General features: G+C 61.7%; 12 protein-coding genes. 10 read left to right on the forward strand and 2 right to left on the reverse strand.

Annotation, left to right across the window (positions count from 1 at the left end):
- Positions 1-22: 22 nt before the first annotated feature.
- Positions 23-943 (reverse strand): LysR family transcriptional regulator, encoded by a 921-nt coding sequence (locus tag MK745_RS02070; RefSeq protein ID WP_243611611.1) that lies wholly within the window; start codon positions 941-943, stop codon positions 23-25.
- A 101-nt stretch (positions 944-1,044) separates the two neighbouring features.
- Here MK745_RS02070 and MK745_RS02075 point away from each other — a divergent pair, with 101 nt between their 5' ends.
- The 6 genes from MK745_RS02075 (at position 1,045) to MK745_RS02100 (ending at position 7,328) form a co-directional block, all read left to right on the forward strand.
- Complete coding sequence (locus tag MK745_RS02075; protein ID WP_243611612.1) at positions 1,045-2,475, forward strand: form I ribulose bisphosphate carboxylase large subunit; 1,431 nt, start codon at positions 1,045-1,047, stop codon at positions 2,473-2,475.
- Positions 2,476-2,504: 29 nt separating this feature from the next.
- Complete coding sequence (locus MK745_RS02080) at positions 2,505-2,861, forward strand: ribulose bisphosphate carboxylase small subunit (protein ID WP_243611613.1); 357 nt, start codon at positions 2,505-2,507, stop codon at positions 2,859-2,861.
- Positions 2,862-2,940: 79 nt separating this feature from the next.
- Positions 2,941-3,750 carry a CbbQ/NirQ/NorQ/GpvN family protein gene (locus tag MK745_RS02085; RefSeq protein WP_243611614.1) on the forward strand — a complete coding sequence of 270 codons (810 nt, stop codon included), beginning with the start codon at positions 2,941-2,943 and terminating at the stop codon, positions 3,748-3,750.
- Positions 3,751-3,767: 17 nt separating this feature from the next.
- Positions 3,768-6,107, forward strand: a complete 2,340-nt coding sequence (locus MK745_RS02090; RefSeq protein WP_243611615.1) for a nitric oxide reductase activation protein NorD — start codon at positions 3,768-3,770, stop codon at positions 6,105-6,107.
- A gap of 8 nt (positions 6,108-6,115) precedes the next feature.
- Complete coding sequence (locus MK745_RS02095; protein WP_243611616.1) at positions 6,116-6,424, forward strand: hypothetical protein; 309 nt, start codon at positions 6,116-6,118, stop codon at positions 6,422-6,424.
- A gap of 109 nt (positions 6,425-6,533) precedes the next feature.
- Positions 6,534-7,328 carry a DODA-type extradiol aromatic ring-opening family dioxygenase gene (locus MK745_RS02100; RefSeq protein WP_243611617.1) on the forward strand — a complete coding sequence of 265 codons (795 nt, stop codon included), beginning with the start codon at positions 6,534-6,536 and terminating at the stop codon, positions 7,326-7,328.
- Between the two features lie 26 nt (positions 7,329-7,354).
- Here MK745_RS02100 and smpB read toward each other — a convergent pair whose 3' ends face one another.
- The gene (smpB, locus tag MK745_RS02105) at positions 7,355-7,837 is read right to left on the reverse strand and encodes an SsrA-binding protein SmpB (RefSeq protein ID WP_243611618.1); all 483 of its coding nucleotides are present in this window, start codon (positions 7,835-7,837) and stop codon (positions 7,355-7,357) included.
- 387 nt (positions 7,838-8,224) lie between these two features.
- Here smpB and MK745_RS02110 point away from each other — a divergent pair, with 387 nt between their 5' ends.
- The 4 genes from MK745_RS02110 to MK745_RS02120 all read left to right on the forward strand — a co-directional run bounded on the left by MK745_RS02110 (position 8,225) and on the right by MK745_RS02120 (position 11,790).
- Positions 8,225-9,625 (forward strand): aspartate aminotransferase family protein, encoded by a 1,401-nt coding sequence (locus MK745_RS02110; protein ID WP_243611619.1) that lies wholly within the window; start codon positions 8,225-8,227, stop codon positions 9,623-9,625.
- A gap of 64 nt (positions 9,626-9,689) precedes the next feature.
- Positions 9,690-9,938, forward strand: a complete 249-nt coding sequence (locus tag MK745_RS19820) for a hypothetical protein (RefSeq protein ID WP_347813636.1) — start codon at positions 9,690-9,692, stop codon at positions 9,936-9,938.
- On the forward strand, positions 9,939-10,271 hold the full coding sequence (locus tag MK745_RS19825; protein ID WP_347813637.1) for a GNAT family N-acetyltransferase: 333 nt from the start codon (positions 9,939-9,941) through the stop codon (positions 10,269-10,271).
- A gap of 58 nt (positions 10,272-10,329) precedes the next feature.
- Positions 10,330-11,790, forward strand: coding sequence for a PLP-dependent aminotransferase family protein (locus MK745_RS02120; protein ID WP_243611620.1), 1,461 nt, complete (start codon positions 10,330-10,332; stop codon positions 11,788-11,790).
- Positions 11,791-12,011 lie beyond the last annotated feature (221 nt).

Here is a 12,011-nt window from a genome sequence, read left to right on the forward strand (position 1 = left end):
CACCTGCAGAAAACACCGCGACTCAGGCGCGGATTTCCTTCTCTAAGTCACTGTCTTGCAATAGATATTCAAGAAAGGTGCGCGCCGCACCGGTCAATCGCTTTTCTTTGCGATGCGCGACGTACCAACGCCGGTGCAATGGGAAACCGTCCACATCGAGCACCGCGATCTCCCCCGATGCCAACTCGAGCCGCATCGCATGCATCGACAGAAAGGCGATTCCCAGTCCGGAAATCACCCCCTGTTTGATCGCCTCGCTGTCGTCGAACTCCATATGTGTCCCAAGGCTGAGACCCTCTGCCTGAAAGGTCCGCTCGACCGCCTTGCGCGTCCCCGATCCGCGTTCCCGGCGGATGACATTCTCTTCCGCGATCCGGCGCAGCGGGATGCCCCGCTCCCCGACAAGCGGATGATGCGGCCAGGCGACGGGCACGATGATGTTCTCGCGGAATGGTTCGGCGATGACGGCGTGCTCTTCCGGCGGCTGCCCCATAATATAAAGATCGTCGCGATTGCCCTCCATACGCTCAAGTATGGTTTCGCGGTTGGTGATCTGAAGCCTTGGCTCGACTTTGGGGTAGGCGCGTTTGAAGCGGCCAAGAAGCTGCGGCAGAAAATAGCGCGCCGTCGACACCACGGCGACCGACACCGGCCCCGCCACTTCGCTCTGCATATCCGAAAGCGCCGCCTCCATATCCGCAAGCCGCGCCAACACGTCGCGCGCCGTCGCCGCGACCTCCTCGCCGGCATGAGTCAGGTGCAATGCCTTTCCGACCTGTTCGGTCAACGCCATGCCGACCTTCTCTTCAAGCGCCTTGACCTGCATCGACACCGTCGGCTGGGTGAGGTGAACCTCCTCCGCCGCCCGCGTGATCGACCCGCGCCGCGCCACCGCCTCGAACAGGCGCAATTGCTGAACCGTGGGGGGAATGATCCTATCCATAGAATTTACTCTATGCATTATATCAAAACAATCTAGTGTTATTTATTTTGGCACCTCCCTAAGACTCGATCCCGAAGCGCGACCATTGGGAGGAGCCTGAGATGCCCAAAGACCAAGTGAAGACGTACAACGCCGGTGTGAAAGACTACCGCGAAACCTATTGGATGCCGGAGTATACCCCGCTCGCCACCGACTTCCTCGCCTGTTTCAAGGTGATTCCGCAGGACGGTGTGCCGCGCGAGGAAGCTGCCGCCGCTGTGGCCGCCGAAAGCTCGACCGGCACTTGGACGACGGTTTGGACCGACCTGCTGACCGATCTCGACTACTACAAGGGCCGCGCCTACGCGATCGAGGACGTGCCCGGCAATGACGAAGCTTTCTACGCCTTCATCGCCTATCCCATCGACCTTTTCGAAGAAGGTTCCGTCGTCAACATCCTGACATCGCTCGTCGGCAACGTCTTTGGCTTCAAGGCGGTGCGCGCCCTGCGCCTCGAGGACGTGCGCGTGCCCATCGCCTATGTCAAAACCTGTGGCGGTCCCCCGAACGGCATCCAGGTTGAGCGCGACAAGCTCAACAAGTATGGCCGCCCGATGCTCGGCTGCACGATCAAGCCGAAACTCGGCCTGTCGGCCAAGAACTATGGCCGCGCCGTCTACGAGGTGCTGCGCGGTGGTCTCGACTTTGCCAAGGACGACGAGAACGTCAACTCGCAGCCCTTCATGCGCTGGCGTGACCGCTATGACTACGTGATGGAAGCGATCCAGAAGGCCGAGGCCGAAACCGGCGAGAAGAAAGGCTCTTACCTGAACGTCACCGCGCCGACCCCGGAAGAGATGTACAAACGCGCCGAATACGCCAAGGAGCTTGGCGCGCCGATCATCATGCATGACTACCTGACCGCGGGCTTCACCGCCAACACCGGGCTGGCCAACTGGTGCCGCGAAAATGGCATGCTGCTGCACATCCACCGCGCCATGCACGCCGTGATCGACCGCAACCCCAACCACGGGATTCACTTCCGCGTGCTGACCAAGATGCTGCGCCTCTCGGGTGGCGATCACCTGCACTCCGGCACCGTTGTGGGCAAGCTCGAAGGCGACCGCGAGGCGACGCTGGGCTGGATCGACACGATGCGCGACAGCTTCGTCAAGGAAGACCGCTCGCGCGGGATCATGTTCGATCAGGACTGGGGCTCCATGCCGGGCGTTTTCCCGGTCGCCTCGGGCGGCATCCATGTCTGGCACATGCCCGCCCTCGTCTCGATCTTCGGCGACGACTCGGTGCTGCAATTCGGCGGTGGCACGCTCGGCCACCCGTGGGGCAACGCAGCCGGGGCAGCGGCCAACCGCGTCGCGCTCGAGGCCTGTGTGCAGGCCCGCAACGAGGGCCGCGAACTCGAGAAGGAAGGCAAGGACATCCTGACCACCGCCGCCAAATCCTCGCCCGAACTCGCGACCGCGATGGAAACCTGGAAAGAGATCAAGTTCGAGTTCGACACCGTCGACAAGCTCGACGTGCAGCACCGCTGATCTGATCCGAGACAAGAAAGGAATATCCCATGTCTGACATGCAGGACTACAACTCGTCGCTTTCCGACGTCACAAGCCGCAAGTTCGAAACCTTCTCCTACCTGCCGGAGATGACCACCGAACAGACTCGCAAACAGGTCGAATACATCGTCTCCAAGGGCTGGAACCCGGCCATTGAGCACACTGAACCAGAGAACGCCGCGGGAAGCTACTGGTACATGTGGAAGCTGCCGATGTTCGGCGAGACGGATGTCGATCGCATCCTCGGCGAGGCCGACGCCTGCCACAAGGCCCACCCCAACAACCACGTGCGCCTTGTCGGGTATGACAACTACACCCAATCCAAGGGTGCCGAGATGGTCATCTATCGCGGCAAGCCCGTCTGATAGGACCATTGCCGCCGCGGCCTGCCTCCATTCGGGCCGCGGCATCTTTCTCACGCCACGCCCAGACCGGGAGATCCCCATGACCGCGCATGACATCAATCAGTTCAAAGTCGCCACGGAACCCTTCTACCGCGTGAGCACCGGCGAAGACGCGCTCTATGAGGCCGCCTATGCCCGCCGTATGCCTGTCATGCTCAAGGGGCCAACGGGCTGCGGCAAATCCCGTTTCGTGGAATACATGGCCTGGAAACTTGGCCGCCCCCTCATCACCGTCGCCTGCAACGAGGACATGACCGCCTCCGACCTCGTGGGCCGCTTCCTTCTCGATAAGGACGGCACCAAATGGCAGGACGGCCCGCTGACGACCGCCGCCCGCATCGGTGCAATCTGCTACCTCGATGAGATCGTCGAAGCGCGCCAGGATACGACCGTCGTCATCCATCCGCTGACAGATCACCGCCGCCAACTTCCCCTTGATAAAAAGGGCGAAATCATCGACGCCCACCCCGATTTTCAACTCGTGATCTCTTACAACCCCGGCTACCAGTCGTTGATGAAAGACCTCAAACAGTCGACCAAGCAACGTTTCGCCGCGCTCGATTTCGACTACCCGGAGGCCGGGATCGAGGCCGAGATCGTCGCCCGTGAAACCGGTGTCGATCCCGAGACGGCGGACAAGCTGGTGCAGGTCGCGCACCGCACCCGCAACCTCAAAGGCCACGGCCTTGACGAGGGCATCTCGACCCGCCTTCTCGTCTATGCAGGTCAGATGATCGCCGAAGGCGTCGATCCGACCGCCGCCTGTCTGATGACCCTCGTGACGCCGCTCACGGATGACCCCGACATGCGGCAAACGCTTCAGGCCGCCGTGGAAACCTTCTTCGTCTAACCACGGAGACAGGACCAATGACCGTCACCCTCGAAGACTACCGCGACTGTTTCGCCAAGGCGCCGCCCGAAATCTTCGACACGCTCGAAGCGACGTTTCACGACGCCGCCCGCGTTATGTCTCCGCAAGGCTTGGCCGACTACATGAAAGGGGCCAAGGGCCTGTGCAAACTCGGTCGCGGCCATGATCTCGTACTGGCCTGGCTCGAGAACATGCCCGCCGTCGTCAAAGAGTGCGGCGAGGACGTGATCCGCGATTGCCTCGGCGCGGCGATGAAACTCTCCTCCATGACCTCCGGCGAGGTCATCGCGCTCCTCTTCGCGTCGCTGCCAACCGCCGCCCGCCGCCTTGGCGACGCCGACCTCCTACGCGGCTACCTGAACCTCATCCATCAACTTTCCGCCAAATCCGCCCGTGGCCTGCGCCCCATGCTTGGCGTGATCGACGAATTGCTTTCTAAGCTGACACTCTCCGGCCTGCGCCGCTGGGCCAACTACGGCGCCGACGCCTACCGTCGCGACCTGCCCCGGCTGGCCGACTACTTCGCCCTCAAAAGCCCCGATTCCCGCAAAGTGCTGCAACAGGAACGCCGGGGCACGCTCTTCATCGACACCCAACGCAAACTGAACTTCTACCTCCGCGCGCTTTGGGGCCGGGATTTCTTCCTCCGCCCGACAGCGGCCGATCATGAAGGCTTCCGCCCCTATATCGACGCGCATGTCATGCACCTGCCCGACGCCGTGGACGACATGGATGGGCTGACCGGTGTCGAGCTCTACCGCGCCATGGCCGCGCATCAGGCGGCGCATCTCCACTACACCACCACGCCGCTCTCTGCCGAACAGCTTTCGCAGGCGCAGATGGTCTTTATCGGACTCATCGAGGACGCCCGCATCGAATACCTCGCCGGGCGCGATTTTCCCGGCCTTGCCAAGCTCTGGGGCCGCCTCCTTGCGCGCGACCACACCGACGCCCCCGAACACCCGACCGTGCAGGCGCTCGAACGCTTCGCCCGCCGTCTCAACGATCCGACCCATGCCACAGACGACACCGATCTCGACGCGCTGGCCGACCGCTTTCATGCCGTGATCGATAGCCGCGCCCACGACAACAAGCTTTCTTGGGACATCGGCATGGAACTGTTCCATGTCTTCGCCGCCCGGCGCGATGTCCCTTCGCTGCGCATCCTGCAATCGCTGCGCATTCCCTATCGCGACGACAACCGCCTGATCTGGGACTACGAAGAGATCGACTGGAACACCGCAGGCAGCCACACCCCCGCCGCACAACGCCAGACCCGCAAATACGTCTCGGTTATGGAAATGGCGCACGAGGTCGATGCCGAACTCGCCGGGGACGACGCGCAGGAAATCTGGGTCTGCAAAGATGAATTCCGCCCCTACGAAGACGCAGGCGAGGCCACCACCTCCTTCAACGAGATGTGGGGCAAGGAACCGATCTCTCCCCCCTACCATTACCACGAATGGGACCATCAGGTGCAGCTCTTCCGCCCCGACTGGGCCACGGTCTATGAACGCCGCGCGACCAAGGGTGACCCGACCACAGTCGATGATATCCTCCTGACCCACAAACCCATCGCAAGCCGCATCCGCCAGATCATCGACATGCTCTCCCCCGCCGGGGTCCAACGCGTGCGCGGTATGGAGGATGGTGACGAGATCGACATCAACGCCGCCGTCGACGCCATGATCGCCATCCGCATGGGCGCCCAGCCCGACACCCGCATCACCATGCGCAACGTCATCAATTCCCGCGATCTTGCGGTGACCGTTCTGCTCGACCTCTCGGAAAGCACCAACGACACGATGGACGGCTCCGACAAAACAGTGCTCGACCTGACGCGCGAAGCGGCGGCGCTGGTCGCGCTCGCCATCGAGGGCATCGGCGATCCCTTCGCCGTGCATGGCTTTGCCTCTGATGGTCGCCACGACGTGCAGTACTACAAGTTCAAGGATTTCGCCCAATCCTTCGACGCCGAGGCCAAGGCCCGGCTCGATGGAATGAAAGGCGGGCTTTCAACCCGCATGGGCGCCGCCCTGCGCCATGCCGGGGCGGGCCTCCTGAAACAGCCCGAACGCCGCAAGCTCATCCTCTTGGTGACCGACGGCGCCCCCGCCGACATCGACGAACGCGATCCGCAACAACTGCGCCATGATACGCGCAAGGCGGTCGAGGAACTCGCCGCCAAAGGGGTGCAGAGCTACTGCCTGACGCTCGACCCACACGCCGACACCTACGTCAAACGCATCTTTGGCGAAAACAACTATACGATCGTCGATCACGTCGCGCGCCTGCCCGAAAAGCTCCCGACCCTCTTTGCCACCCTGACACGCTAGGACACGCCATGCTCAAACCGAAAACCTATGTTGGCCTCGACAACGATCTCAACGGCGGCATGACCGATACAGGCAAGATCATCCGAGACGCCCGCGCCTTCGGCCTCATCCCCGAAAACGAAACCTGCGCGGGCTGGCTCCCGCATCAGATCGAAGCCATCTGGGAGCGCGCCAATGCCGAGTGGGAAAAATACGGCTTTCGCGTCTCCGCCATGCCGGAAAATCTGCGCACCAAATACATGCGCATCCAATCACAAGCCATGGCCCAAGCCCGCACCGCCGGTTGGACCGGTGCACAAGAACTCGACGACGACTGAGCGGACCTGAACAAGTCTGCACAGGTCTTGTGCAAGGGGGGGCCTTTTGCGCACACTCGCACAGCTCTAGTTTGATCGCATCAACAACAGATGCGATCGGACCAAACCCATGTCCCTCATGCCCACCTTCTTTATCTCGCACGGCGGCGGCCCATGGCCGTGGCTTCCGGCCTGGCGGTCGGAATTCGCGCCCCTCGAGGACTCGCTGCGCGCCATGCCCGGCCAACTCCCGGAAAAACCCAAGGCCGTGCTTTCGATCTCCGGTCATTGGGAGGCCGACGCCTTTACCGTCATGTCCGCCGCCAAACCGCCGATGGAATACGACTATCACGGCTTCCCGCCCGAAACCTACGAGATCACCTACCCCGCTCCCGGCGCGCCCGACATTGCCGCCAAGACGGCGGAATTGATCTCTGCCGCCGGCCTCCCCGCGCGCCTCGACGATACACAAGGCTTTGACCACGGCACCTTTGTGCCGCTCCATGTCATGTATCCGGACGCAGATGTGCCGCTGTTTCAGGTCTCGCTGCAATCGGGCTATGACCCGGCGGCGCATGTGGCGCTTGGCCGTGCCCTCGCGCCTTTGCGTGAACAGGGCGTGCTCATCATCGGCTCGGGGCTAAGCTATCATAACCTGCGCTTGATGAACCTGACGGCACGTGTGCCTTCCGAAGCCTTCGACGCATGGCTGACCGAGACCCTCGCCCTCGACCCAGAGGCCCGTACCAAGGCGCTTCTCGATTGGGAAAGCGCGCCCCACGCCCGAACCTGCCACGAAAAAGAGGATCACTTCGCGCCGATCTTCGCCGCCCTCGGCGCGGCCGAAGCGGGCAAGGCAACGCGCATCTACCACCAAGAGAATATCTTTGGCGGCGTCACCGCCTCGGGCTATCGCTTCGATTGAACAAGAAAGGGTAGGGCCGCTTGGCCCTACTCGCCGTGCCGCAACAGGCGCTGTTTCTGACGGCCCCAGTCGCGTTTCGCCTCGGTGGCGCGCTTGTCGTGGTTCTTCTTACCCTTGGCGATGCCGATCTTAAGCTTCACCAGACCCTTGTGATTGAAATACATGACCAGCGGCACAAGGGTCATCCCCTTGCGCTGGGTCTCGGTCCACAGGTTGCCAAGTTCCTTGCGACTCACCAGAAGCTTGCGGCGCTGCCGCTCCTGATGGCTGAACATCGCGCGGTCATATGGCGCGATATAGGAATTCACGAGCCAGAGCTCCCCATCCTCGACCGCCGCATAGCTCTCGGCGATATTGGCGCTGTTCTCGCGCAGGGATTTCACCTCGGACCCCGAGAGTACGATGCCGCACTCGATATCGTCCTCGATCGCATAATCGAAGCGGGCGCGCCGGTTCTCGGCGATGACCTTGTAATTCGGGTCAGAGTTCTTTGCAGGTTTCTTGGCCATGATCGGGCCTGATTATCGCGCCTTGGGCCCCGAGTCCATCGCTTGGGTTTCTCTCAGGCCCAAACCGGAATCTTCAAGAAATTCCGGGCCGATTTCTTCAAAAGAAGTCGCGCCACCGCACGCCCCCTTTACCCCGGCCCTGCGCCCCGGCGCACAGCTGCAATACCGACGTGATACCGACGCGATACCGACATTGGTTTTCCGCCCCCGCAGACCGTTTGGATTTGTCACGCACCAGACCGGCGAGTCCTCGCTTTGGACATATCTCTCGCAGAACTCTGGACCTATTGATTCCCGCAGTTTTCATATGAGGATGAACCAAACCCCGCCGGACCCGTCCGGCTTGTTTTCATTGATCCACCAGTTCGGCAAGAAGCGAGGTGCCCCATGGATGGCAAACTGAACAGCAATGATCTCGAACGTGTCGTCTCCGCCGACAAGGCCCATGTCTGGCACCACCTGATCCAGCACAAACCCTTTGAGACCAATGATCCCAGGATCATCATCGAAGGCAAGGGGATGCGCGTTTGGGATCAGAACGGCAAGGAGTATATCGACGCCGTCTCTGGCGCGGTCTGGACCGTCAACGTCGGCTATGGCCGTGAAAGCATCGCCAAGGCGGTTCAGGATCAGCTGATGAAGATGTGCTATTTCGCGCAGGCCGCGGGCTCGATCCCCGGCGCGCTCTTTGCCGAGAAACTGATCGAGAAGATGCCCGGCATGAGCCGCGTTTACTATACGAATTCCGGCTCCGAGGCGAACGAGAAAGCCTTCAAGATGGTGCGCCAAATCGCGCATAAAAAATATGGTGGCAAGAAGACCAAAATCCTCTTCCGCGACCGCGATTACCACGGCGGCACCCTCGCCACCATGTCCGCCGGCGGCCAAGACGAACGCGTCCTGCAATACGGCCCTCTGGCCCCTGGTTTCGTGCGTGTGCCGCATTGCATGGAGTACCGCAAGCACGAGCTTGGCCTCGAGCATTTGTCGGGCCGCGACTTCGGCATTGCTGCGGCGAACCTCATCGAAGAGGTGATCCTGCGCGAAGGCCCCGAGACCGTTGGCGCGCTTTGCCTCGAACCTGTCACCGCCGGTGGCGGCGTCATCACGCCCCCCGAAGGCTATTGGGAGCGGGTGCAGGAGATCTGCACCAAGTATGACATCCTCCTTCATATCGATGAGGTGGTCTGCGGCATCGGGCGTACCGGGACCGAATGGTTCGGCTACCAACACTTTGGAGTCAAACCGGATTTCGTGACCATGGCCAAGGGCGTCGCCTCGGGCTATGCGGCGATTGCCTGTATGGTCACGACGGAAGAAGTCTTCGAGATGTTCAAGTCGGACCCCACTGACAAGCTCGACCATTTCCGCGATATTTCGACCTTCGGTGGCTGCGCGAGCGGCCCAGCAGCGGCGCTTGAAAACATGCGCATCATCGAGGATGAAGGCCTTCTTGAGAACTGCACCGAGATGGGCCATCGCCTGACCGCGAACCTCACCGCCCTGATGGACAAACATGCCGTGATCGGGGACGTGCGCGGGCTCGGTCTTTTCCAAGGCGTCGAATTGGTCAAGGACCGCGAGACCAAGGAGCCGGTTTCTGAAGCCGAGGTTGCAGCGGTGGTGGCCGAATGTGGCGCGCTTGGCGTCATCATCGGCGCGCTGAACCGCTCGGTCCCCGAGCGCAACAACGTGCTGTGCTTCTCGCCCGCCCTGATCGCGACCCCGGCGGATATCGACGCCATCACCGATGCGGTGGACAAAGCCCTCGCAAAGGTCTTCGGCTAGAGCTACACCCCCCAGACGACAGGGCCGGGGCACGTCCCCGGCCTTTTTCTTGAAAGGACACACCATGTGGCCCACGCCCGTCACGCTTGAAGGACAACACGTGACCCTCGCGCCGCTCTCGTCTGCCCACGCAGCCGACCTTGCCGAAGCCGCCGCCGACGGTGACCTGCATCGGCTCTGGTATACCAAAGTGCCACCGCCCGAGGGCATCCCGGCCGAGATCGACCGCCGCCTCGCCGCGCAAGAGGCCGGAACCCTGCTGCCCTTTGCCGTGCTGCTGCCGGATGGCAAGGCCGTCGGCATGACGACCTAAATGAACATCGACGCCGCCAATCGCCGGGTGGAAATCGGCTCGACTTGGTATCGTCAATCGGTGCAACGCGGCCCCCTCAATAGCGAGGCCAAGCTCCTCTTGCTCGGACACGCCTTCGACGCGCTCGACTGTATTGCCGTCGAATTCCGCACCCATTTCATGAACCAACAATCCCGCCGCGCCATCGAACGGCTTGGCGCAAAGCTCGACGGGATTCTGCGCAATCATATGGTCATGGACAACGGCACCCTGCGTGACACGGCCGTCTATTCGATCTTGCCGCATGAATGGCCAGCAGTGCGCGCAAATCTGGAACACAAACTGGCGCGCTAGGGGGCGCGCCAATCATACCAGATTGCACCCGGGATAAGTCCAGCCTATCTTCGCCCGCATGGCCATTCCCGTCGATACGTTCTTTCTCGCACCGCACTCACAAGGCACGCTCCAGGCCCAGATCCAGGAGATGATCGCCGAGGCGATCCTCTCGGGACGCTTGCGCAAAGGCGAGCGCCTGCCCTCAACCCGCAAACTCGCGACCCATCTCGGGGTGAGCCGGATCACGGTCACGCTTGCCTATACCGAACTGCTCTCCAACGACTACCTGACTTCGCAAGGGCGCTCGGGCTATTTCGTCTCGCAAAATGCCCCGGTGCCGCCGGTCTATACACCGACGCCGCGCGGCGAGGATCTTGTCGATTGGAACCGCATCACCGGACGGCGCTTTACCGAGGGCGACACCCCCGAAAAGCCGCATGATTGGGCAAGCTTCCGCTATCCTTTCATCTATGGCCAGACCGACCCAACCCTGTTCGACCACGCCAATTGGCGACACTGCGCCCTACGTGCGCTCGGACAAAAGGACTTCACTGCCCTGACCACGGACTACTACGACAGGGACGATCCCCGCCTTGTCGAATTCATCGCCCGCAACACCCTGCCCCGACGCGGGATCAAGGCCCATCCAGACGAAATTCTGATCACCCTCGGTGCGCAAAACGCGCTCTGGCTCGCAACACAAGTTCTCCTGACCCAGCGTCGCACGGCCACCATCGAAAACCCCTGCTATCCCGCGCTGCGCGATATCCTGACCCAATCGCGCTGCCATGTGGTGCCGGTCGATGTAGATCGCGATGGCCTGCCGCCCGGCGCAATCCCGGATCAGACCGATGTGATCTTCACCACCCCGAGCCACCAATGCCCGACAAGTGCCACGATGCCCATGGCACGGCGTCAGGAACTTCTGCAGAAAGCCCGCGAGATTGACGCAGTGATCGTCGAGGACGACTATGAATTCGAGATGTCCTTCCTCAACACGCCCTCACCCGCGCTCAAATCGCTTGATGGCGACGGCCGCGTGATCCATGTCGGCAGCTTTTCCAAATCGCTCTTCCCGGGGCTGCGCCTTGGCTATCTCGTGGGCTCCGCCCCGTTCATTCGCGAGGCCCGGGCCTTGCGGGCCAGCGTCCTGCGCCACCCACCCGGCCATATCCAGCGCACCACTGCCTATTTCCTCTCCCTCGGTCATTACAACGCGCTGATCCGGCGCATTCGCAACGTCCTGCGCGACCGGCGCGCCGTCATGCAAGAGGCCATCGAAGCCAACGGCCTGACCATCGCGGGCAAGGGGGTGCATGGCGGATCCTCTTTCTGGATGCAGGTGCCCGATGGCATCGACACCGACAACCTCGCAAAGGCGCTTGCCGAGAAGGATGTGCTGATCGAACCCGGCCACTCCTTCTTTCGCCGGGATCAACGCGAGACACGGTTCTACCGGCTCGCCTATTCCTCGATTCCTTCGGAACGCATCCCCGAAGGTGTGGCGCGCATCGCCGAAACCATCGCCGAACTTTGATCTGGTCTCACGCGGGGGGCAGAACTGGCCCTATTCGCCTTCTTGGGCAGACCGTAGGTATTTGCCAACAGATCAACAAGCCACCCCCCGCGACAGGACACCTCTGAGATGAAGATGACGACCGAAGAAGCTTTTGTGAAGACGTTGCAGATGCATGGAATTGAGCATGCGTTTGGGATTATCGGGTCGGCGTTCATGCCGATTTCGGATTTGTTTCCGCG

Origin of the sequence: Shimia aestuarii (genome assembly GCF_022814865.1) — a bacterium.
GTDB classification, from domain to species: domain Bacteria; phylum Pseudomonadota; class Alphaproteobacteria; order Rhodobacterales; family Rhodobacteraceae; genus Shimia; species Shimia aestuarii_A.